Annotated in this window: 25 protein-coding genes and 1 tRNA gene; 18 read left to right on the plus strand and 8 right to left on the minus strand. The window is 53.2% G+C overall.

Annotation, left to right across the window (positions count from 1 at the left end; translation table 11 throughout):
* Positions 1-81: 81 nt before the first annotated feature.
* From WLZ34_RS03410 to thsB, 3 genes are all read left to right on the plus strand, one after another.
* Positions 82-1,485 (plus strand): tryptophanase, encoded by a 1,404-nt coding sequence (locus WLZ34_RS03410; RefSeq protein ID WP_434731926.1) that lies wholly within the window; start codon positions 82-84, stop codon positions 1,483-1,485.
* A gap of 82 nt (positions 1,486-1,567) precedes the next feature.
* Entirely contained in the window at positions 1,568-1,831 is a 264-nt protein-coding gene (locus WLZ34_RS03415) for a hypothetical protein (protein WP_434731868.1), read from the plus strand.
* Between the two features lie 70 nt (positions 1,832-1,901).
* Entirely contained in the window at positions 1,902-3,551 is a 1,650-nt protein-coding gene (thsB, locus tag WLZ34_RS03420) for a thermosome subunit beta (protein ID WP_434731869.1), read from the plus strand.
* Here the strand turns inward: thsB and WLZ34_RS03425 are convergent.
* From WLZ34_RS03425 to WLZ34_RS03435, 3 genes are all read right to left on the minus strand, one after another.
* Entirely contained in the window at positions 3,548-4,645 is a 1,098-nt protein-coding gene (locus WLZ34_RS03425; protein WP_434731870.1) for an ATP-binding protein, read from the minus strand. The genes thsB and WLZ34_RS03425 overlap by 4 nt on opposite strands.
* Positions 4,642-4,962 carry a hypothetical protein gene (locus WLZ34_RS03430; protein WP_428727352.1) on the minus strand — a complete coding sequence of 107 codons (321 nt, stop codon included), beginning with the start codon at positions 4,960-4,962 and terminating at the stop codon, positions 4,642-4,644. Before WLZ34_RS03430 ends, WLZ34_RS03425 begins: the two co-directional genes overlap by 4 nt.
* A 67-nt stretch (positions 4,963-5,029) precedes the next feature.
* Positions 5,030-5,380: a DNA-directed RNA polymerase subunit G gene (locus WLZ34_RS03435; protein WP_428727351.1), complete on the minus strand. Its 351-nt coding sequence runs from the start codon at positions 5,378-5,380 to the stop codon at positions 5,030-5,032.
* Between the two features lie 175 nt (positions 5,381-5,555).
* Here WLZ34_RS03435 and WLZ34_RS03440 point away from each other — a divergent pair, with 175 nt between their 5' ends.
* Both WLZ34_RS03440 and tgtA read left to right on the plus strand, forming a co-directional pair.
* Positions 5,556-6,008: an Lsm family RNA-binding protein gene (locus WLZ34_RS03440; RefSeq protein WP_428724514.1), complete on the plus strand. Its 453-nt coding sequence runs from the start codon at positions 5,556-5,558 to the stop codon at positions 6,006-6,008.
* 2 nt (positions 6,009-6,010) lie between these two features.
* Positions 6,011-7,576, plus strand: coding sequence for a tRNA guanosine(15) transglycosylase TgtA (tgtA, locus tag WLZ34_RS03445; protein ID WP_434731871.1), 1,566 nt, complete (start codon positions 6,011-6,013; stop codon positions 7,574-7,576).
* Between the two features lie 3 nt (positions 7,577-7,579).
* Here the strand turns inward: tgtA and WLZ34_RS03450 are convergent, their stop codons facing one another.
* The 3 genes from WLZ34_RS03450 to WLZ34_RS03460 all read right to left on the minus strand — a co-directional run bounded on the left by WLZ34_RS03450 (position 7,580) and on the right by WLZ34_RS03460 (position 10,060).
* Entirely contained in the window at positions 7,580-8,317 is a 738-nt protein-coding gene (locus tag WLZ34_RS03450) for a proteasome assembly chaperone family protein (protein ID WP_434731872.1), read from the minus strand.
* Positions 8,314-8,790 (minus strand): PUA domain-containing protein, encoded by a 477-nt coding sequence (locus WLZ34_RS03455; RefSeq protein ID WP_434731873.1) that lies wholly within the window; start codon positions 8,788-8,790, stop codon positions 8,314-8,316. Before WLZ34_RS03455 ends, WLZ34_RS03450 begins: the two co-directional genes overlap by 4 nt.
* Before the next feature lie 73 nt (positions 8,791-8,863).
* Positions 8,864-10,060 (minus strand): proteasome-activating nucleotidase, encoded by a 1,197-nt coding sequence (locus WLZ34_RS03460; protein ID WP_434731874.1) that lies wholly within the window; start codon positions 10,058-10,060, stop codon positions 8,864-8,866.
* Between the two features lie 100 nt (positions 10,061-10,160).
* On the opposite strand from WLZ34_RS03460, the gene WLZ34_RS03465 reads away from it, so the two are divergent.
* Genes WLZ34_RS03465 through WLZ34_RS03490 form a run of 6 tightly spaced genes read left to right on the plus strand, consistent with a single transcriptional unit; the run spans position 10,161 to position 14,308 of the window.
* Entirely contained in the window at positions 10,161-10,664 is a 504-nt protein-coding gene (locus WLZ34_RS03465; protein ID WP_428727346.1) for a multiprotein bridging factor aMBF1, read from the plus strand.
* A complete protein-coding gene (hflX, locus tag WLZ34_RS03470; RefSeq protein ID WP_434731875.1) occupies positions 10,661-11,725 on the plus strand; it encodes a GTPase HflX in 1,065 nt (354 codons plus the stop codon). Before WLZ34_RS03465 ends, hflX begins: the two co-directional genes overlap by 4 nt.
* A gap of 3 nt (positions 11,726-11,728) precedes the next feature.
* A complete protein-coding gene (locus WLZ34_RS03475; protein WP_428727344.1) occupies positions 11,729-12,304 on the plus strand; it encodes a tRNA (cytidine(56)-2'-O)-methyltransferase in 576 nt (191 codons plus the stop codon).
* Positions 12,252-12,806 (plus strand): transcription factor TFIIE, encoded by a 555-nt coding sequence (locus WLZ34_RS03480; RefSeq protein ID WP_428727343.1) that lies wholly within the window; start codon positions 12,252-12,254, stop codon positions 12,804-12,806. The genes WLZ34_RS03475 and WLZ34_RS03480 overlap by 53 nt, the downstream gene beginning before the upstream one ends.
* Positions 12,803-13,771 (plus strand): DNA cytosine methyltransferase, encoded by a 969-nt coding sequence (locus tag WLZ34_RS03485; protein WP_428727342.1) that lies wholly within the window; start codon positions 12,803-12,805, stop codon positions 13,769-13,771. Before WLZ34_RS03480 ends, WLZ34_RS03485 begins: the two co-directional genes overlap by 4 nt.
* Positions 13,772-13,804: 33 nt before the next feature.
* Positions 13,805-14,308 carry a RecB-family nuclease gene (locus tag WLZ34_RS03490; RefSeq protein ID WP_434731876.1) on the plus strand — a complete coding sequence of 168 codons (504 nt, stop codon included), beginning with the start codon at positions 13,805-13,807 and terminating at the stop codon, positions 14,306-14,308.
* On the opposite strand, the gene WLZ34_RS03495 is transcribed toward WLZ34_RS03490, so the two are convergent.
* Positions 14,293-15,243, minus strand: a complete 951-nt coding sequence (locus tag WLZ34_RS03495) for an aldo/keto reductase (protein WP_434731877.1) — start codon at positions 15,241-15,243, stop codon at positions 14,293-14,295. The two genes, WLZ34_RS03490 and WLZ34_RS03495, sit on opposite strands and share 16 nt — an antisense overlap.
* Before the next feature lie 73 nt (positions 15,244-15,316).
* Between WLZ34_RS03495 and WLZ34_RS03500 the strand changes: the two genes are divergently transcribed.
* Positions 15,317-16,309, plus strand: coding sequence for an NAD(P)/FAD-dependent oxidoreductase (locus WLZ34_RS03500; protein WP_434731878.1), 993 nt, complete (start codon positions 15,317-15,319; stop codon positions 16,307-16,309).
* A gap of 63 nt (positions 16,310-16,372) precedes the next feature.
* A tRNA-Ile gene (locus WLZ34_RS03505) sits at positions 16,373-16,446 on the plus strand.
* A gap of 15 nt (positions 16,447-16,461) precedes the next feature.
* Here WLZ34_RS03505 and ahcY read toward each other — a convergent pair.
* Entirely contained in the window at positions 16,462-17,721 is a 1,260-nt protein-coding gene (gene ahcY / locus WLZ34_RS03510) for an adenosylhomocysteinase (RefSeq protein WP_434731879.1), read from the minus strand.
* 163 nt (positions 17,722-17,884) lie between these two features.
* On the opposite strand from ahcY, the gene WLZ34_RS03515 reads away from it, so the two are divergent.
* The 5 genes from WLZ34_RS03515 (at position 17,885) to fbp (ending at position 22,389) form a co-directional block, all read left to right on the plus strand.
* Complete coding sequence (locus tag WLZ34_RS03515) at positions 17,885-18,112, plus strand: 30S ribosomal protein S17e (protein WP_428727338.1); 228 nt, start codon at positions 17,885-17,887, stop codon at positions 18,110-18,112.
* Positions 18,113-18,159: 47 nt separating this feature from the next.
* Positions 18,160-18,639: a hypothetical protein gene (locus WLZ34_RS03520; protein ID WP_428727337.1), complete on the plus strand. Its 480-nt coding sequence runs from the start codon at positions 18,160-18,162 to the stop codon at positions 18,637-18,639.
* Positions 18,640-18,952: 313 nt separating this feature from the next.
* Positions 18,953-19,225: a hypothetical protein gene (locus WLZ34_RS03525; RefSeq protein ID WP_014736941.1), complete on the plus strand. Its 273-nt coding sequence runs from the start codon at positions 18,953-18,955 to the stop codon at positions 19,223-19,225.
* 112 nt (positions 19,226-19,337) lie between these two features.
* Entirely contained in the window at positions 19,338-21,146 is a 1,809-nt protein-coding gene (locus WLZ34_RS03530; protein WP_434731880.1) for a ribosome biogenesis/translation initiation ATPase RLI, read from the plus strand.
* 88 nt (positions 21,147-21,234) lie between these two features.
* Positions 21,235-22,389: a fructose-1,6-bisphosphate aldolase/phosphatase gene (fbp, locus tag WLZ34_RS03535; RefSeq protein ID WP_434731881.1), complete on the plus strand. Its 1,155-nt coding sequence runs from the start codon at positions 21,235-21,237 to the stop codon at positions 22,387-22,389.
* Positions 22,390-22,428 lie beyond the last annotated feature (39 nt).

Genomic DNA, 22,428 nt, shown 5'->3' on the forward strand with positions numbered 1-22,428 from the left:
GAGTTATATACTCAAACATAATAGTGTACCATATTTCGGTGATGCCTATTTATACAGGTAAGATCGAGGAACGGAGGTTACATTCGAGTAGAAGGGTTCAGAGTACGCGTCGTAGAGAGGATTAGGCTCCCGTCCCTGGAAGAGAGGCTGCTCGCTATTAGAGAAGCAGGGTTTAACACCTTCTTATTGAAAGCCGACGACGTGTTCCTGGACATGCTGACAGACAGCGGAGTTAACGCCATGACCGTTGAGCAGCTGGCCGGCATGGTCAGCGCCCAAGACGCGTACGCCGGTAGCAACACCTACGAGGAGCTGGCGAGGGCGGTGGAGGAGGTGCTCGGCTTTAAGTATACGCTACCAGTCCACCAGGGCCGGGCCGCTGAGCACTTGGTAGCAAAGACGCTCGTAAGACCTGGTAGTTTCGTGGTCACAAACTTCCACTTCACTACGACCAGAGCACACGTCGAGCTCGCCGGAGGGGCTCTAGTGGAGCTACCTATCCCCGAGGCACTCGACACGTCCAGTGAACACCCGTTCAAGGGCAACATGGATGCCGCGAGACTGGAGGAGTTCCTAGCACGCAACCGCGAGAGGACGGCGTTCGTCAGGGTCGAGGCGCTCGCGAACCTCCTAGGCGGCCAGCCTGTTTCGATGGAGAACATTAAGCTGGTCAAAGAGATCTGCGAGAGGTATGGCGTGCCGCTGGTCGTAGACGGTAGTATGATAGACTGGAACTCCTACTTCGTAAAGGAGCGCGAACTAGGGTCTTGGCCCCTCGGCAAGATAATTAAAGAGTTCGCCAGTCACGCCGACGTATTCTACATGAGCGCACGTAAAGCGGGCTCGGTTAGAGGGGGTCTACTTGCTACAAACAATAGAGAGTTCTACGAAAAAATAGCCGTACTACTCCCGGTCTTCGAAGGCTTCCTATCCTACGGCGGTATGTCTGTCAAGGAGATCGCAGCTCTCGCAGTGGGTCTAAGGCAGCTAGCCGAAGAAGAGTTGATAGGGTCCGAGATAGAGCTTATAAAGAACGGCGTAAGGGAGCTGGATAGGGCGGGTGTACCCGTCGTTAAACCGCCAGGCGGTCTCGGCATCCACGTTGACGCACTGAAGTTCCTAGAAAACGTCCCCCGCAATAGGTACCCCGCGGGGGCTTTAACGACCGCCTTCTACATAGCGTCCGGCATCAGGGGGATGGAGCGAGGTGCTATATCTAACGACAGGCTACCTGACGGAAGAGAGGAGTACCCAGCCCTCGAGCTAATGAGGCTGGCATTCCCGAGGAAGACTTACTTGAGAAACCACGTAGAGTACCTCGTGGACAGGCTTGTATGGCTCTACGAGAACAGAGACGTAGTCAAGGGGCTCGAGTGGGTTTACGAGCCGCCCGTCCTCAGGTTCTTCCTTGGCAGGCTAAGAGACGTGGGTAACTGGAGCCAGACCCTGGCGGACAATTACAGGAGGGAGTTTGGGGAGCAGTAGGACGCGTTCACTGTAAGCAAATAAGGTAAGTTTAATCAGCTGCTTCAAATGTCTTAGACACGAATACACTCTGGTGAACGATATGAAGAAGCTTGTAATGAGGATCAAAAGCATTGGCTGCCCCGGCTGTATAGCGACGGCATTGATACACTTGTTCAAGATTAGGGGTGTCAAGGGAGCGCGTGTAGTAGGGATGAATATCATCGTTTTACTAGACGACGGTGTAGACCCTAGGGTGGTGATCGAAGACCCGGTGATAAACGAGTATTACAGGATCCAGTCGTGGAGCGTGGAGGAGTACAAGGGTGAAGCGTTGGCTGGGCAGTACTCGTTAACTCCTCGCTGACCGAAGTTAAGTTTATATAGAAGTCTTATCATCAACTCCTCTAGGATCGTGTTCCTCACAGGTGAAGTAGATGACAATTGAGCCGACCGGTATACCCGTGTTAATATTGAAGGAGGGAACTCAGAGGACAGCCGGTAGAGACGCGCTCCGTACAAACATAATGGCTGCTAGGGCAGTTGCTGAGATGGTCAAGACGACCTATGGACCCAAGGGCATGGACAAAATGCTCGTCGACGCCCTTGGAGACGTCACGATCACGAACGACGGCGCTACGATCCTAGACAAGGCCGAGATACAGCACCCCGCTGCCAAGATGCTCGTCCAGGTCGCTAAGAGCCAGGACAACGAAGTCGGCGACGGGACTAAGAGGGCGGTGGTGTTCGCTGGCGAGCTACTAAAGCAGGCCGAAGAATTGCTGGCTAAGAACATACACCCGACGGTGATCGTGAGCGGTTATAGGAAGGCCATGGAAGAGACCCTGAAGTTGCTAGACCAGGTAGCGGTCCCGATAGACATAAACAACGAGGAGCTCCTCAAGAAGGTGGCAAAGACGTCTCTAACAAGTAAGGCCGTGCACGACGCCAGAGACTACTTCGCCGAGATGGCCGTGAAAGCGGTAAAGCAGATCGTCGAGAAGAGGGGCGACAAGTACTACATTGACCTGGACAACGTCCAGATAATCAAGAAGTACGGCGGGGCTCTACTAGACTCGACGCTCGTCTATGGTATTGTCCTCGACAAGGAGGTCGTACACCCTGGTATGCCGAGGAGAGTGGAGAACGCGAAGATCGCGCTACTAGACGCCCCACTCGAGATAGAGAAGCCCGAGATAGACGCCGAGATAAGAATTAGCGACCCCAACCAGTTGAGGGCTTTCCTAGAGCAGGAGGAGAACATCCTCCAGAAGATGGTGGAGAAGATCGCTTCTACTGGTGCTAACGTTGTGATTACTCAGAAGGGTATTGACGAGGTGGCCCAGCACTTCCTGGCTAAGAAGGGTATACTCGCCGTGAGGAGGGTTAAGAGGAGCGACCTCGAGAAGCTCGAGAGAGCGACCGGTGGGAGGATAGTTAGCAACATCGACGACCTGAAGCCCGAAGACCTAGGCTACGCCGCACTCGTAGAGGAGAGGAAGGTCGGAGAGGACAAGATGGTGTTCGTAGAGGGCTGCAAGAACCCGAGGTCCGTCAGCATCGTGATAAGGGGAGGTCTAGAGAGGCTCGTAGACGAGGCCGAGAGGAGTATGAGGGACGCCCTGTCCGCGGTTGCGGACGTTATAAGGGACGGAAAGATCGTTGCGGGAGGCGGGGCGGTAGAAGCTGAACTAGCGAAGCACATTAGGAAATTCGCCACGAAGGTCGGCGGCAAGGAGCAGCTTGCCGTGGAGGCTTTCGCAAAGGCTCTAGAAGGGCTGGTTGTCACGCTCGTCGAGAACGCGGGTCTAGACCCGGTAGACATAATCATGAAACTGAGGGCCTCTCACGAGAGAGAAGAGGGCGCCTGGACTGGCGTGGACCTAAACAACGGCGACCTCGTCAACATGATGGAGAGAGGCGTAATAGAGCCGGTGAGCGTCATAGCCAACGCGATAAAGGCGGGTACAGAGGCCGCTACGATAATACTGAGAATCGACGACGTGATAGCTGCCAGCAAGGCGAAAGAGAAAGGCGCCGAGACCGGTAAGAAGCCTGGCGAGGAAGAGAAGAAAGAGGAAGACTAAACCACTTTTATCAATAGAGGTTTTTTGTACAGGCTCGAGAACAAAACCGCTTCCCCTTTGTCCAGGTAAGGTATCACCTCTCTTAGTTCGACCTGCATATTAGTCGCTCCATCCAACACCTCCAAGTCCACGGCAGACTTCACCGAGTGGACGATCTTAGTAGAGGTGTTCACCATCACGTCCTCCACGAGTGAAGAGGGCGACTGGGACACCACTACGAGACCAACCCCGAACTTCCGCACCTCGTCTAGCATTTTGACTAACACGTCCACGTGGTTTTCCTTCCCTAGAAGGTTCCTAGCCTCCTCCACGACTACGAGTAGCTTGCTGACCCCGAACTCGCCACGGACAGCCATATCGAAGATCTTCTTGAGGAGGGCGGCCACGTAGACCCTCCTAATGGTCAGATCGCCCACTCTGGACAGGTCTATTACTAGGGGGCTTCTCGTGTTATCGAGGAACCCAGCCTTTCTCTCCCTGAACAGGCCTTTGTACTTGCCTACCACGAGCCTTCTCAACTTTCTCACGAGCGAGAGACGGCTCTCCCTGAACCACCCAGACTCGTCCACCATCTTCTCGAGCGCCTCGATAACACCCGCTAAGTCCAGGTGGTCCCAACCCCTGAGGTTCTCGAAGGCCTTGAGCAAGACGTACTCCTGGGCGGGTGTTAAGGCGAGCACCTGACTAGCGAAGTCGACGGAGGCGTTAGGGTCCTCGTCCCCCAAGAGGGGGACTGGTAACTGAAACGGGTCTACGACCTTGGGGTTTTTCAGCAAGCGACCGTACTCCCCGTGCCAGTCGAGTACAAGCGGCCTGTAGTTAAACGGGTTGTCTCTGGTAGTTAGCCGGTTGACTAGTGTAGCGACTGTGAACGTCTTACCCGAGCCCGTCGCGCCGGTTACCAGTAAATGTTTGTTTAAGTCTTCTACGGGGACGCACGCGTCAACCGGGGGGATGGAGTTCACTACCTCTCCTAAGACGACGCACTCATCGCCAGATATCTGTCTGGTCTTCACGGGCTCCTGGACCGGGTATTTCGGGGCCACCCCTAGCGACGTGGGGTGTATTACCCCTACGCTCTCCCTCCTCTTCAAAAATTTACGAGCGTCTCGAGTATACTTCGCGAGTCTCCCCGCCCGAACTCCTTTACCTCGCCTACGGTTATGTGCTTGAAGTTGGACTTTATGTAGTCGCTTATGAGCTGTATTTCCGCCTCTTCACCTTCGTTCACCCCTATGATCAGCATCCCGTCAGCTCTGTTCCTCCCGAGTACGCTCATTGTTATGTACTTCGCTGACCTGTTCCTACTAACTCTACTCCTTATGAGCTCGCCTAGCTTCCTCAGCTCGTCTTCGACGAGCTCGTCCCTGGAGCCCATATACTTGTATAGCCTCAAGACGTAGTACTTCAAGAACCATCCCCTTGAAGTAGGAGCACGTATTGGCTGGGGTGACAGCCGAAAGTTTCAAGGACGGCCGCTAACTGACTGAGACCCCTGTGTAGACCTCGTCGAGAGGTTTGAGGTCTAGTTGCTGGGCCGACTTCAACACGAGTAGGAAGCCCCCTATCGAGACCACGGCTCTGTACGTATCACCTATGCTCCTGTTAGACACTACGCTGCCTTTACCGCAGAAGTAGTGCTGTAGGCATTCCTCTCTGCTGTCTGTCAGAACTATCGTGGCGTTACCCCCCTTCTTCAGAGGGGGCATAACTTTCTCGTGGAACTCTAGCTCTATCGACACATCCCCGCATCTGAACTTGACCCTGTAAACGCCGGGATACCTCAGCCTCTCGATGTCCTCTACTGAGCAAGTATACCTCTGAAGCATAGTACCAGGCCACAGTTTAGTCTAATGGACTAAGACCATGCTCTATTTAAGTCGTTGAGATATTTTTAAGTATTAACCCAGCGTCAACGCTGAAAGGACGCTTATTAGGGTGTCAGGGGGAGAAATATTCAAAATAACCACTTTGACATAGGTTAAAGTGCCTGAAGGTGGTCTTATGAGCGTGCTAGACGCGTCGAGGAGGCTTACAAGCGAGCTGACGAGCTTGATCGACAAGAGAGTTAAAATCGTCCTGGCCGACGGGAGGTCCTACGAGGGTAGGCTCGTGGGGTTCGACACGCCTTCCCTGAACATTCTCCTACAGAACGCTGTGGACGACAAAGGTAACAGGTACCCCAAGGTGATAGTGAAAGGCGAGAGGTTGAGCGAGATAATAGTGCTCGAGATACCCTTGTTCGACCCAGAGGAATTCAAGAACATCATCATCAAGGAGATGAAGCTGCCTGAACACCTCGTGAAGATCATACCCGAGGCCAGAGTCGTGGAAGTCCAGGGGCGCTATAGGGTGAGCGAGAGGGGTGTCGAGGGCACCGGACCCATAGCAGAGACCCTATACAGGCTGCTAGAGCAGTACCTCGAAACGAGGCGTAAGATGCTAAAGGGAGAATAGTATTGGAGTACTTCGACGTGAGAGAGTACGACTTAGCGGGGAGAATCGGTAGACTGAAAACGAGACACGGGTCTATCGAGACACCATATATTTTTCCTGTTGTTGACCCGGTGAGGCAGGACGTCGACTTAAACACGATCCTAGAGACCGGTTTCAACGCGATCATAACTAACGCCTACCTGTTCTACAAGAGGAACAAAGGCGTCGTCAAGGACATACACGAAGAGCTGAAGTGGAGCAACACGATAATGACCGACTCGGGGGGTTATCAAGTACTCGTATATGGCGACGTGGAGGTAGACAACCCAACTATCGTGAGCTATCAGAAGGGTATCGGTAGCGACATAGCGGTCATACTCGATGTGCCGACGGGGACTAAAATGACGTGGAGCGAAGCGTACAATGCTGTGGAAGAGACCTGGAGAAGAGCTCTCCAGGCACTCCCCCTCATAATGGACAGCGACCAGTTATGGGCTCTACCTATACAAGGCTCGCCTTACCCCGACCTACTCAAGAAGTCCGCTGTAAGGGCTTGGAGGACCCCCTACCACATCTTCGCGTTCGGCTCGCCTACAGTACTACTGGAGAAGTACGATTACAGCCCTCTCCTAGAGTATGTCGGCCTAGTCAAGAGAGTCCTGCCACCAGGTAAACCAATACACGTGTTCGGTGTAGGGCACCCGATGATCATACCCTTCCTCGTCGCGTTGGGGGCAGACCTCTTCGACTCCGCAAGCTACATCCTCTACGCGCGGGAAGGGAGGTACATGCTACCTGGTGGGACTAGGAGGGTCGAGGAACTGACATACCTGCCCTGCAACTGCCCGGTCTGCTCGAGGTACACCCCCAGGGATCTACTGGAGCTACCTAGCGAAGAGCGCACGAGACTTATCGCGCTCCACAACCTGTACACTTTGAAGAAGGAACTTAACACTGTAAAGGAGAGCATTAGAGAGGGGAGGCTCTGGGAGTTACTGGAAGAGAGGAGCAAGACGCACCCTAGCCTGCGTAGAGCGTTCGAAGTAGTCAAGAGACACGCCGACGTACTCCTCAGGTTCAACCCCGTATCCAAACCAGACGCTCCAGCCCTTCTGATCCTGGACGAGGACTCCTACTACAACCCGAGAGTGAGAGCTATCGAGTCGAAGAGCTCGCAGCTGGTTGAGAAGGTACTCGTAAGCGACAGTATAGTCCTATTGGTGGCCGCCGGCAAAGATTTCGCAAGTCTAGGAGAATACTCGTTGAAGAAGTGGGGCCGCGACAAAGTCTTCATAGTACACCCCGTCCTAGGCCTATTCCCAATCCAACTTGCCAACACGTACCCCTACTTCCAACACGAGGAAGGGGTATTGGACGGTTTAGGCAACAAGGTACTAGAGGAGGTCTCCGCCAAAGTCCTCGAACTGGTCAAAGGAAAGAAGATAGCCAGGGTTGAAATAGGTGTTTTAGAGAACTCAAGCAACGTAGAGCTCAGGCTCGCCAGGATAATAGAGGACTTGTTAAAAGGCTCTGGCGTAGAAGTACAGCTCAACGTACTAGCGTTAGGAGAAGCCGGGGCGGCACACTAGAGTTTACAGGTATATTGGGTGGCCCTTCCTCTCTGATTCCTCCATTTCGATCGTCTTTAACATTCTCTCTCGCTCAGCCTCGATCGACTCTATGATCTTAGCCTCTTCGAGTAGCCTCGTAGTGTCGATCTTGAAACCGAGCATTTCGCCTATGGCCTCGACCGCGGCCGCGCTAGCCCTCGGGTCTGGTCTGTAGAGTTCCGTGTAGGCGAAGATCGCTACACCAGGTACCTTGTAAGCGTCCATGAACATTATCAAGAGGGCTAGAGGCCCGATGATATGCCTGTTCTCGAGTAGCTGCGCGTTTAGCTTGCCCTCGTAACCGCCTACAGGGATCCACCTGTACTTTTCCTCCTCGCTTTCTCTGAGACTAGGGTCTAGACCCCCCACGAGTATTGCGGTCGAGACCTTCTTTTCTTTAACCCACCTGGCGACCAGGTCGGCGTAGTTAGTCCTATCACGTACACTCGGTGTCCCGTTGTTCAGGAGTACGAGGAGCTTCTTACCTTCCACAACACCATAATACAGCTCGAACGGGTAGACTACACCTATCTCCCTCGTGTATATGGTGGTCTCCGGGTAGTACTTCGTCTTAACGAAGCCCACTCTCTTCAACTTCAACTCTAAAACAAGGTGCCTGCTCGTCAAATAACCCACCATGCCAAACCCTTGGAAGCCTGTTATGAATATCGAGTCCTGCAGGTCTTCATCGGTTATCTTCTCTAGCAGTACGATATTCACTCCCGAACACCCTGCCTTATTCTAACTGCTTCACCCCACTTATAAAAAACCATCTCCCAGCCGGGCTTAACCGCGCGGCCTACTGCCAGCAGATTACCTTTCTCGTCGACGACCAAGACCTCGTCCTCGGGCCTTATATCGGGGTCGGCCATCACCACGTGTTTACAGAACACATTACCACCGCTGGCCACGAATTCCGAGTACCTCTCCATTACGTACACTCGTAGGCGGGGCTGCGGGAGCAGCCGGTTTAGAACCAGTCCTGAAGGTATGTGGAGGTTAAACCTGTAGTCCGAGGCTCTGATGGACAGGTAAGGTTTATCGTCGACGATTACCCTCCTCAGCTTCAAGGTGTTTTTACTAAACTCGCCCACAGCCCCTTCAGGTATGAACTCGCCGCCCACTCCGAACTGTAGGCCGGCTATGTACCTCAGCTCCTCTAGCTCCTGGTCGCTTAGCCTCCTCCTGATCATGAGCTGTCACGTTAGGTACTATGGTGATTAAGGATCGTTTAAGTACCTGTTAAAAACTTCGGTTGTACGATTCTCAGAAGATAACGTGGAGGCTGTTGTTCCTCTCCTCTACAATACCCCTCCTAACATTCTTCTTCGCCACAATCTTCTTCACTGCGAGCTCGAAATCTTCCCTCGTTACAACCTTCCTACCCGACCTGATAGCGTTGTAGCCGGCCTCCGTAACGATCGCCTTAATCTCGGCTCCAGACAAACCCTCGGTCTTGCTCGCCAGCTCGTGTAAGTCGACGTCGTCTGCAAGTTTCATCCTCCTTGTGTGAACTCTGAAAATCTCGTATCTCCCCTGCTTGTCGGGCAATGGGATCTCTATCAGCCTGTCTAGCCTGCCCGGTCTGAGTATAGCGGGGTCCAGCACGTCAACTCTGTTCGTTGCCGCGATCACCTTGACTCTGTCCAGGGGCCTAAAGCCGTCTATCTCCGCCAGCAACTGCATAAGAGTTCTCTGAACCTCCCTCTCCCCGCTAGTACCGATGTCTATCCTCTTAGCCGCGATCGCGTCTATCTCGTCTATGAAGACTATAGCAGGAGCCTTCCTCCTAGCCATGTTGAATACTTCTTTGACGATCCTAGCCCCCTCCCCTATGAACTTCTGTACTAGCTCGCTACCTACAATACTGATGAATGTCGCCTCCGCCTCTCTAGCTACGGCCTTGGCTAGGAGGGTCTTGCCGCACCCGGGCGGACCGTAGAGCAGGACCCCTTTCGGGGGCTCTATACCCACTTCTCTAAACAAGTCGGGGGATTTCAAAGGTAGTTCAACGACTTCTCTCAACTCTCTGATCTGCTCCTTTAGACCGCCTACGTCGTTGTAAGCCACCTCTGGTCTCTCGATTACCTCGAAGGACTGCACGTACGGATCCTCGTACTCGGGGAGGACGTCCACTATCGTCGAGCCTCTCTGGTTTAAGGCAACACGCACGCCGGGGACAAGCCTCTCACGAGGCACGTTCTCCGATACGTGGACGATGAGGTTGGGGCCAGTAGTGCTCCTTACAACGGCCCTGTTTCCATCGATCAAATACAAGAGAACACCTTCTATCAGAGGGGGGGCCAACAGCCTCTCGATCTCGGCTTTGTAATAATTGACCTTCATACTGAGCTTCTTAACCTCGCTCTCCAGCTGCTTCAACCTGCTCTCTAGGTAGCGAATGTAGTCTTCATCGGGTAGCCTGGCTTCAGCTGCGTCTTCTCGCACGTCTTCACTAAACATGAAAATTCCCTTTCCTTTTATCGGTTTTAAGAAGGTCTTTAAAACCCGGACTCAATAGTATTTAAGAGTCTTCAGGGAGAGAAGTCTTAAGGTTATCTAAATGCCTTGTTACTGCGAGATATGCGGGAGAGAAGTACTGAATGAGAGGGACTGCAGAAGGGTCGTTGTAGAGGGCTCTGTCTTACAAGTCTGCCCCGACTGCTACCGCAAGCTCGTAAGTAGCGGTAAGGCAAAACCCTACGTGGAAGAGAGTAAGAAGCCGCTGGTCGTTGCTTCCCGGAGTAAGAGAGTTATGACGGGAGCTGGTAGAGGGTTTGGAGAGGAGTTCGAGATTGTTGAGGACTATGCCAAGAGGATTAGGGAGGCTCGTGAGAGGCTCGGCTGGACGCAGGCTGTGCTAGCCTCTAAGATAAAAGAGAGCGAGAACACTATTAAGAGAATAGAGTCGGGCAGGCTTAAACCCAGCTTAGAACTGGCTAGGAGACTGGAGAAGGTGCTGGGTATTAAATTGATCGAGAGAACCGCCGAAGAGCCGCTGGAAACGGGGAGGGGGGACGAAGACTACTTTACCGTAGGCGACCTCATCAGAGTGAGCAAGAAGTGAAGACAGGGAGAGTAGTCGTATTCATACCAAGTAAGTACCGCGACTTTGTTGATGAAGAGCTAAGCCTCGTCAAGACGGTGTATGGAGTCGTAGACCAGGTCCACTTCGTCAAGAGGCCCAACCCTAGGACTTACATTCAACAAGACAAGCTCAAGGAACTAGCAGATGACCCGCCCGACAGGCTCGTGGTCATGGACATACTGAGGCCAAGCCAGGTGACTAACATACTCAGAGAGGTGAAAACGGAGGTTGTCGACAGAGTTCTGCTAATACTCGAGGTATTTGCCCAGCACGCCGGTAGTAGAGAGGCTCTCCTACAGATAGAGCTCGCGAGGATCAAACACATGCTCCCGCTCGTGAGAGACTTCATCAGGAAGTCCAAGCTGGGCGAGCTGGCCGGGTATCTTGGACCTGGCAGGTACGGCTACGAGAAGTATTACACTTTTCTCAGAAGAAGGGAGGGCCGTATAAGAAGAGAGATCGAGGAGATCAGGAGGGTGAGAGAGGTCAGGAGAGAAAGGAGGGTGAGAGAGGGAGTCCCCCACGTAGCGATTGCAGGCTATACGTGCGCTGGTAAGACCACTTTATTCAATGCCTTAACCGGGAAGAACATGCCCGTAGGACCCGAGCCTTTCACCACTCTGAGCCCCAAGACCGCGAAACTGAATATCGACGGGGTTCACATGGTTGTGACAGATACCGTCGGTTTCATAAGGGACCTGCCGCCCGAGATCACCGAGGCGTTCTACGCAACACTCGAAGAGGTAACAGCCGCCGACTTGATCGTCCTTGTCGTGGACTCATCAAAGCCTTTAAAGAGAGTTATTAGCGAAGTTGACTCCTCATTGAAAATATTCAACGATATAGGTGTCCACGGTAAGCCTATTATTATCGCTTTGAACAAGATAGACCTGATCAACGAAAACGGGGTTGAAGAGCTAGTTAGAGAGCTGTCTAAATCGGCGGTGAATGCGGCTAGGATTGTGCCCATCTCGGCCGAGAAAAGAATCAACTTGGACGCTCTTAAGCGCGAGATAGTCGGAGTCTTTAGAGGTATGTGAGAGATGGTCGAGATCTACGTGCTGAGACTAGGTCACAGACCCGGGAGAGACAAAAGAGTCACTACGCACGTGGGACTTGTCGCGAGGTCTTTCGGGGCTAACGGGATAGTTATTGGTGACGTTGTAGACGAAAGTGTTGCGAGGTCTCTTAGAAAAGTCGTGGATCTGTGGGGCGGCCCTTTCGAGGTCATCATGGGCGTGAACTCCGTTGAGTACGTTAAGAAGTGGAAGTCCCGGGGTATTGTAGTTCATTTGACAATGTACGGTTTACACGTCGACAACGTTATAGACGAGATCAGGGGGTCGGGTAAAGACCTGCTGGTCGTGGTAGGCGCCGAGAAAGTCCCAAGGATATTCTACGAGCTGGCCGATTACAACGTGGCCATAGGTCACCAGCCGCACTCCGAGGTCGCAGCACTCGCCGTGTTCCTAGATAGGTATTATAAGGGAGAAGAACTACATAGGAAATTTAGTGGAGCAAAACTAGTAGTAGCACCGACCCCTAGAGGCAAAAAGGTGTTAAGAGTTGGCGACAGAGAGAGCTGTGAGCGGAGTGCCCAGGGAGGACAAACTCGTTGAAGTAACGATTTTGATCGTTGAGAAGATGATGGGCGAGGAGGGCAGGAGAATACTGGAGTTCATGCTGGCGAACAACGGCTTGATTATCGAGGAGACGGCTGGTAAAGACCTGAACACAAAGTCGAACATAGTGAGGAAAATACTCCAGAAGCTGTCAGACGAGGCCGTAGTTGTACCGGTCAAGGTAAAAGACAAGGACAAGGTTTTACACGGGTGGGTCTTGAATAGAGATGCGCTAGCCAATTTCATAGTCTCAAGACTGAGGAAGTCCAAGGAGAAGCTGGCAACCAGAATAAGAGAGCTTGAGGAGAACACCTTTTTCATCTGCCCGACATGCCACAGGAGGTTCAGGTACGACGAGGCCCTCATAAACGACTTTCACTGCCCCAACGACAACTCCCTGTTAATGGAAGTAGACAAAGACAGTGAGCTCGCCCTTCTGAGAGAGAAGCTAAAGTCTCTCGACAAACTTCTGGACTACATACACAGTGATGGATTTTGAGACATAAAGTAGAATTCGTCGACCTATTCTCTGGAGCAGGAGGGTTTGCCTGGGGCTTCTACGAGACGGGGCTCTACAAACCAGTTCTAGCAGTAGACAACTTCAAGCCCGCGGCTCTAACTTACAAGGCTAACATACCGGACCCCCTAGTCCTGGTAGAGGACATTAAAGAAGTAGACTACACAACGCTGAAAAGCGTGCTCGGAGATCTGGACATCCCGCTCGTCATTGGCAGCCCGCCGTGTGAGCCGTTCACTGGCGCCAACCCGAGGAGGGAGAGAGACCCGATTAACCGGCTGTACGTCGACCCCCAGGGGCAACTAACTCTACATTTCATAAGGATAGTCGGGTTGTTGAAGCCGAGAGTCTTCATAATGGAGAACGTGCCTGCGATAATGGAGGGTGGTCTGAGAGAGGCCTTAACTCGTGAGTTTAAGCGTATCGGTTATCACAAGTTATACTTCAATGTACTGAACGCCGAGGACTACTCTAACCCAAGTAAGAGGCGAAGGGTCTTCATATCGAACGTCGAGATAAAACCCCCGAAGTCGAACGAAAAGGTGAGAGTGATAGACGCACTGAGCGGGATGCCGCCGCCCGGGAGTTCTCTCCCCAACCACGACCCGCCCCCTGAGCTGAGCTGGAGGAAACTTAAAAAGGTGGCAAAACTGAAGCACGGTAAGGCCCTCATATACTTCCAAGGCGCCGTGGGAGAGATTCCCAATTTGATCAGGCTCGACCCCTACGAGGTCGCCCCGACGGTGCTCGGCTCATCTCGCTTCATACACCCCTTCGAGAACAGGCTGCTTACCGTAAGAGAGCAGGCGAGGCTCATGGGGTTTCCAGACCATTTCGTCTTCTACGGGGGTAGAGACGAGCAGTACAACCAGGTAGGCGAGGCCGTACCAATCCCGTTATCCAGGGCGATCGCCCTGTTCGTCTACGAGATACTCCGGGAGTTATAAGAAGCGCGACAGGTTATTAAAAACAACCAATACATGAGTTTCCAGTTAAACAAGAGGTGCGGAGGTAGCTCGGGGTTGGCTATGGTCTACGTAGGACTATACAGTCCCACAAGTGTTCAGAGAGCGGTCGACTTCGTGAAGACGGTTTACGCATTCTCGCAGAAAGCACAGGTAGTACCTGTTATAGTCAAGCCTATTGGGGCGGCAGCCCAGATAGGGATTCCGGAGGCGTTCAAGGTATCGGTTAAGCTTAACAAGCCTTTCATGGTCTTCCCCGAGCTCGGCGACGCGCTGGAGCTCCTGAGACCAAGCGAAGCGTACTTTTACAGCGATGAAGGAGCCGAGCTGGAGGCGATCCAGATACGCCAAGCCCGGAACGGGAGCCTGCTGATAGTGTTCCCGTCGGGTGAAAGCGAGCCGAGCAAAAAAGAGCTGACTGGGCTGAAGCTCGTCAGGTTAAAGGACGTCCCTTCTCAACTACCAGCTCTGGCCTTGCTGTCTATATTCATGTACAAGGTATTCTACCAGGTCACGTAGGTGATCTTTATACTCCTACTTAACTCGTCGATGGCCCTCCAGTCCTCGTAGCTGAGCTTCCAGCCAACAGCTCCCGCGTTCTCAGCGACTTGTTCAGGGGTCTTAGCGCCTGGTATTGGCACGATAACCGGGCTGCAGCTGATCAACCAGCTCAGGGCTACCTGGGATGGTGTTTTACCGTACTTCTTACCTACCTCGACTAAGAGGTTGACGAGAGGCATTACCTTCACGAAGTTCTCCTCGTGGAAGACCGGCTCGTTCTTCCTCAGGTCTGTGAACTGCTTGATGTTTTCCAAGTTGTACTTGCCCGAGAGCGCGCCTTTAGCGAGCGGGCTCCAGGGGATGAAGGTGAGGTCGTTTGCCTCGGCGTAGGGTATCAGCTCCTCCTCGGACCACCTCTCGACGAGGTTGAACCTATACTGCATGCTTACAATGTCTATTACCGACAAGTTGGACCTGAGGTCCTCTATCAGTGCTATCGGGTAGTTGCTCACGCCGAGGTACCTTACAACCCCCTGTACCACGAGCCTCTCGAGGGCCTTAGCGTACTTCGAGGTCGGGAAGTTGTGATGGGTCGGCGGGTGGTGTATCTGAAGTAGGTCGATGTATGTGACTCCCAGCCTCTTAAGCGACCTGTCCACGGCCTTAAACACGTCTTCCGGTTGTAAAAACTCTCCAGGTATTTTTGTTGCTATCACCACGTCGTCCCTCTTAACCCCGAGCTCTTTAAGGGCCTTGCCTAGGAATGTCTCGCTCATGCCTCTCCCGTATACCATGGCCGTGTCGAAGAAGTTTATGCCAAGCTCTACAGCCTTAGCTACTACCGCTTTTGCTTTCTCGTAGTCGACGAGCCCCCACGTCTCGCTGAACTGCCACGTGCCGAGACCTATCCTGGATATTTTAAGGTCGCTCCAGCCGAGTTCCACGTACTCCATGAGGACGAACACCACGTCGTATTAATCCTAAATCAAGCTTTAAACCGCTCTTCTCCCATGTTAAGACAAAGAGGTGCTTAACGTGAGCTTCAAGCTCAAGATCGTGCCTGTTAAAGCACCCACTAGAGAAGAGGTGTACGACGTTGTGATCGTAGGCGGCGGTCCCGCCGGTTTAACGGCTGCTCTCTACTCGGCTAGGTACGAACTAAAAACTGTGGTTGTAACAAAACTAGTGGGTGGATACGTTACCGAGGCGACTATTGTTGACGACTACCCTGGACTACCCGACATACCGGGAGAAGAGCTAGTAAACAGGTTTGTTAACCACTTGAAGAAATACAACGTTCCGATCATACAAGACGAGGTCGTAGACATGTACAGGAAGGACAAGCTATGGTGTGTAAAGACTGCCGGTGAGAAGGAGCTGTGCGGCTACGCCGTGATTATAGCGGTGGGTAGCGAGAAGAGGAAGCTTAATGTGAAGGGAGAGGAGGAGTTCAGTGGTAGAGGAGTCTCCTACTGCGCCACGTGCGACGGCCCCTTGTTCAAGGACAAGATCGTGGCGGTGGTCGGTGGGGGTAACTCGGCGCTGACTTCGGCGATATACCTCGCCTCGCTGGCCTCGAAAGTGTACCTAATACACAGGAGGGACGAGTTCAGGGCTTTCAGGGTTTACGTGGAGAAGGCCTTGAACAACCCTAAGATAGAGATCTTGAAGAACAGCGTAGTCAAAGAGATAATAGGCGACACCCGGGTACGCGCGGTGAGAGTCGAGAACAGGGCTACCGGCGAGGAGAGGGTGATCGAGGTAGATGGGGTCTTCGTCGAGATAGGGTTGAAACCTCCACGCGGGTTCTTCGAGAAGATCGGGCTAGAGGTAGACGAGACAGGGCACGCTGTCGTCAAAGTTGACAGGTCGACAAACTTGGAAGGCGTGTTTGTGGCAGGCGACGCGGCTGGTGGGCCCTACAAGTACAGGTTCGAGCAGATAATAACCGCTGCCGCAGACGGGGCTATTGCGGCTGACGCCGCGTTCAAGTACATCTTATCGGTAAAGAAAACGTGAGCGGAGGACAACGGATTTAAAGCTATTAAACCCCGAATAAATACTTTGATTGATTAGAACCGTGGGCCCGTAGCTCAGCCCGGTAGAGCGCCCGGCTCATAACCGGGTGGTCGGGGGTTCGAATCCCCCCGGGCCCACTTCTTTCGCGTTCTCTAGGTCCCATAAGACCAGGACTTCAAGTACTCGACCTGCTCGGGGGTTAGCTCGTCTATCCTGATACCCATGGTCTCTAGTTTTAGCCTGGCCACCATCTCGTCTAGCTCTCTCGGCGGGTTGTAGACCTTCTTCTCGAGCCTCCCCTTGTTCTCGTGTAGGTACTTCACAGCGAGGTATTGGTTCGCGAAGCTCATGTCCATCACCTCGCTCGGGTGTCCCTCTGCCGCTACTAGATTGACAAGCCTTCCCTCGGCCAACAAGTACAGCTTACGCCCGTCTCGTAGAGTGTACTCTGTCACGTTCTCCCTGATCACTCTCTTCCCGACCGACAAGCTCTCCAGGTCCGGTATCCATACTTCGACGTTGAAGTGACCCGCGTTCGCCAAGATGGCTCCGTCCTTCATCTTCTCGAAATGCTCTCTCCTAATAACAGCCTTGTTGCCTGTGGCTGTCACGAATACGTCCCCTATACCAGCCGCCTCGGACATGGGCATCACCTCGAAGCCGTCGAACACTGCCTCTAGCGCTCTAATAGGGTCGACCTCTGTTACTATGACTCTCCTAGCCCCCAACCCTCTCGCTCTCAGCGCGATTCCTTTACCGACCCAACCATAGCCTGCGACAACGACGTTCTTCCCAGCCACTAGGATGTTGGTTGCCCTCATTATCCCGTCAAAAGTGCTCTGACCAGTGCCGAAGCGGTTGTCGAACAAGAACTTGGTGTACGCGTTGTTCACGGCTACTACGGGGTAGAGTAAGAGTCCTTCTCTCTCAAGCGACTTTAATCTTATGACACCGGTAGTCGTCTCCTCGGTGCCTCCCGTTATCTCGCCCCCCAGCTTCTTGTACTCGCTGTGGAGCATTGCGTGGAGGTCTCCACCGTCGTCTAGAACAACGTCCGGTCTGCTCTCGGCGACCTGCCTTATACACCAGTAGTACTCTTCACTAGACTGGCCTCTCCAAGCGTATACTTTTATACCGTACTCTACGAGAGAGGCCGCCACGTCGTCTTGGGTGGACAACGGGTTGCTGGCAGCTAAGACCACCTCCTCGGCACCAGAGTCTTTCAAGGCCATCATTAAAACCCCGGTCTCCTTAGTAACGTGTAGAACCGCTCCTATCCTCAGACCTGCTAGGGGTCTCTTATCCCTACCCTCCTCTCTGAGTCTCATCAGGACAGGCATGTGCTTCATTGCCCACTCGAGCTTTAGCCTGCCCTGCTCGGCTAGACTTAAGTCTTTGACTCTGCTCTTCAAATCGGAACACCGGAACTTCATTATGCAACCCGGTGAATATTAATGAATCGCGTATAGCACCCCAGCTGGTCGGGGCTCTCGAAGGGTCGTCGGCTCTTGCTTAAAAATTTAAAACACCCTAACGTATTCCCTGTTAGACAGTACCTGAGGCGAGGTGCTTAGCGTGGGGAAAGTCAGGATAAGGCTGGTGAAGAGGGTGGCTAGGCAGCTCCTGGACAGCTACCCTCAGTTGTTCACACGGGACTTCGAGTCCAATAAACAAGTCGTGTCGAAGCTCATCTCGACAAGGTCTAAAAAGCTGAGAAACAAGATCGCAGGCTACATAACTCACCTCGTGGCTATAAGGAGTAGAGAGAAGAGGGTTGAGACCGTCGAAGAGCCTGTCTCGTGAAGCAGGCTAGAGTCCTCGGTGCTACCTGCCCAGCCTAGGTTGTGTTAATGGTATTCGAAGTTTACTCCCCGAAGCCTGGTCTCCTGTCAATTAGGTATTTCGGTAAAGAGTTCGAAGCGCGGATCTACCAATGCTGGAAGAAAAACGAGGACATAGACGCGGAGCTTCAAGACTTAGGTCTAGCACCAGACCTACCTGTGGCCCTGATCCCCTCTAAACTAGTCGGGAACGACGTTCAGCTGGTTCAAGGGCTAGCTCACTACTACATGAACAAAAACCTGCTCACACGCATAAGGCACAAGGGTTTACTACTCGCTACGCTGGTGACAGGCTTTAAGCAGTTGAAGGACCTACTGGAGAACCTTAGAGTCTCCTACTCGCAGTCAGAGCGTTATCTCGTAGTTGCGGCTACAGGTGGTTTCCCCAGGCCCTCAAACTGCTCGGAATACGAGATTCGTAAGACCGACATCGCAAAGGACATCACGAACATTGTAAAAAACGTTGCTGTTTTACTAGACCTCTTGTAGGCTCACCACTCCTCTTCCCACTCTTCCTCTTCCCACTCCTCTTCTTCTTCCTCCCACTCCTCCCACTCTTCCTCAAGCCACAACATGTCTTCCACCTTACGTCTTAGAAGTATTTGTGGAGTAAGGATATTTAAGTAAAACGGTTCGGCGGGAGAGTCGTTAAATGAGGACGTGTTGTATGTACACTAGCTCGACGGGGGCCGCCGCTACTGCCGGTGATAGCATTTAATAAGGTTCCTTAAGTAAGTGATAGAAGATTAACTAACGTAAGGTGTGAGGGTTGGTCAAGTTTTGTCCTAGATGTGGCGCAGCAATGATGCCTATTAAGAAGAGGGAGGGTAAAGAGGAGTACTACGTTTTGAAGTGCCCTAGGTGCGGTTACGAAGAGAGGGCTTCGCAGAAAGACCTCGAGAAGTACGGTATCAAGTACGTCGTGGACTCCAGTAAGAGGACGATTACAGCTAAGGCTACCGAGGCTAAGGCTACGGCTCTGACGCCCGATGAGAGGGAGATGTTGCAGGAGTACTACGAGGTTTTACTCGAGAGCATGAGGGAGGAGGAAGTCGAGGAAGAGGAGTCAGACTAGCACGACTCTTCACTTATCCGAGCCGTCACCACTCATCATATTAAACCCGTCTTCCTTACTATCAGACTTGGATCATGCTTAACTCGCTAATAAGCAATTAAGGTGAGAGCCGTTGGTCAGAGTCGCGATAGTAGACAGGGCCTTCTGCAAACCCGACAAGTGTACGCTGGAGTGTATAAGGTTTTGCCCGGTTAACAGGGGCAAGAAAGTAAAGGCCATAGAGCTGAGCCAGGACGGTAAACACGTTGTAATAAACGAGGTAACGTGTATAGGGTGCGGTATATGTGTGAGAAAGTGCCCGTTTAACGCTCTCTCCATTGTGAACCTACCCGACGAGCTGGAAAAGTTTACTGTACACAGGTACGGCGAGAACATGTTCAAGTTGTACGGGCTGCCACCACTAACACTCGGTGGGATACTCGGGGTTATTGGGAGGAACGGTAGCGGTAAGACGACGAGCGTTAAGATACTGTCCGGCCAGGTGAAGCCTAACCTGGGGAACTACTCCAACCCCCCAGACTGGAGCGAGGTACTGAGGACGTTTCGAGGTACTGAAATAAACGCCTATCTCCAGAAACTCGCCAACGGCAATCTTAGAGCTGCCGTTAAACCGCAGTACATAGAGGCGGCGAGAAGGGTGCTGAAGGGGAGTGTCAGGGAACTCCTAGAGAAGGCCGACGAAAGGGGATTGTTCAGAGAGCTCGCCGATAAGATGGGGCTCTCGGGAGTCATGGACAGGAACGTTAGAGACCTCAGCGGCGGCGAGCTACAAAAGTTCCTTATTTCGGCTGTCCTTGTCAAGAACGCCGACGCGTACTTCTTTGACGAGCCCTTCTCGTACTTGGACGTCAGGGAGAGGGTCAGAGTGGCATCGGCTATAAGGGAGTTCCTAAACCCGTCGAAGGTCTACGTCATGGTGGTCGAACACGACCTCATGATACTCGACTACGTGAGCGACTACGTGGCGGTCTTGTACGGTGAGCCCGGGGTGTACGGTATAGTGAGCAAGCCGTACGGCGTTAGGAACGGTATTAACTTCTACCTGGAGGGCTACCTGCCAGCGGAGAACGTCAGGATCAGGAAGGAGCAGATCAGGTTCAGGGTAGTAGTAGCCGACAGGGGTAAGCTGCCCGAGGAGTATCCTATACTCAAGTGGAGTGACCTCTACAAGGTCTACCCGAGCAGCGGCTTCAGACTTAGCGTTGAGGAGGGCGAGGTGCACCCCGGAGAAGTACTAGGGGTACTCGGCCCGAACGGGATAGGCAAGTCCACTTTCATAAACATGCTCGCGGACGTGGTTAAGCCGGACGAAGGGGAGATCCTCGTAGGCACCGATAAGATCAGCTACAAGCCCCAGGAAGTCTCCCCCTCTATCTTCCGCTTCGAGACCGTCAAGGAGAACCTGGCAGACGCTAGTAAGGACGCTGTAGACCCCACTAGCTGGCTCTACGACGAGTTGACAAGGAGGTTGGGCTTGAACAAGATGCTAGACAGGAAGGTGACAGAGCTGAGTGGGGGAGAGCTACAAAAACTGGCCGTGGCCGTTACGCTGGCCAGAGAAGCCGACGTCTACCTGCTAGACGAGCCGTCCGCGTACTTAGACGTCGAGGAGAGGGTCAGTGTTGCTAGGCTGATAAGGAGGGTGGTCGAGGAGAAGAGGAAGGCCGCTATAGTGGTCGAACACGACCTCCTGTTCCAGAACTACGTGAGCGACAAGATTATGGTCTTCACGGGTAAGCCTAGCGTTGAAGGCGTCGCGTTAAGGCCGTCTGATATCAGGACTGGCTTCAACAACCTTCTTAAGCAACTTGATGTAACTGTTAGAAGAGACCCGGAGACGGGTAGGCCCAGGATAAACAAGCCGGGTTCGTACCTCGACAGGGAGCAGAAAACCAGAGGCGAGTACTACCTGCCAGACTAATTTAAACAAGTGTTTAAATAACCAAGGCTGGCAAAGAGGGATTACTTTTATTACCCACCTGACGCACTCAATTAAACAAGGTGGTATCATGGCAGATAAGATTACACTCTCTGTGATAAAGGCGGACGTTGGCAGCATATCAGGCCACTACATGCCGCACCCCGACCAGCTCGCGGCTGCGACCAAAGTCCTGTCGGAGGCCAAGCAGAAGGGGCTGCTAATAGACTTCTACGTCACCCACGTTGGAGACGACATACAGCTAATAATGACTCACACCAAGGGACCAGACCACCCGGACATACACGGGCTCGCCTGGGACGCGTTCCAGGCCGCTACCAAGGTGGCCAAGGAGCTCAAACTCTACGCCGCGGGCCAGGACCTGCTGAGCGACGCCTTCAGCGGCAACGTTAGAGGGCTTGGGCCGGGTGTTGCCGAGCTCGAGATGGAGGAGAGGAAAGCCGAGCCGGTCATCACTTTCCACGCCGACAAGACGGAGCCCGGCGCCTTCAACCTACCCATGTACAGGATCTTCGCCGACCCCTTCAACACCGCCGGGCTTGTCATCGACCCCAGGATGCATGCCGGTTTCGTCTTCGAGGTGTTCGACGTATACGAGGGCAAGAGCGTCCTGTTAAAGACGCCCGAGGAGTCCTACGACCTGCTTGCGCTGATAGGCACCCCCGGCAGGTACATTGTTAGGAGGGTCTATAGGAAAGAAGACAACCTACTCGCTGCCGTAGTAAGTGTCGAGAGGCTGAACCTGGTAGCGGGCCAGTACGTTGGCAAGGACGACCCCGTGGCGATCGTTAGAGCGCAATCCGGGCTACCAGCCGCGGGCGAGATACTCGAGGCGTTCGCGTTCCCTCACCTGGTCGCTGGCTGGATGAGGGGCAGCCACCACGGCCCCCTAGTACCGGTTTCCATGAGGTACGCCAGGGTGACGAGGTTCGACGGACCGCCCAGGGTACTAGCGCTCGGTTGGAACATCAGCAAAGGCAGGTTGATAGGCCCGGCCGACCTGTTCGACGACGTGGCGTTCGACGAGACTAGGAGGCTGGCTATACAGATAGCCGAGTACATGCGTAGGCACGGGCCCTTCATGCCGCACAGGCTCGGACCAGAGGAGATGGAGTACACTACTCTACCAGAGGTGCTTGAGAAGCTCAAGAACAGGTTCGTCAAGACCGAGGAAGTTAAGGTCGTGAAGAGACACAGCGAGATGTTAAGCGGGGAACACGACTAATTTTTTACTCCTCTAGGCATTGATCACTCCACCTAGAGG

The sequence above is a fragment of the Thermogladius sp. KZ2Tp1 genome, assembly GCF_051131135.1.
Classification (GTDB): Archaea; Thermoproteota; Thermoprotei_A; order Sulfolobales; family Desulfurococcaceae; genus Thermogladius.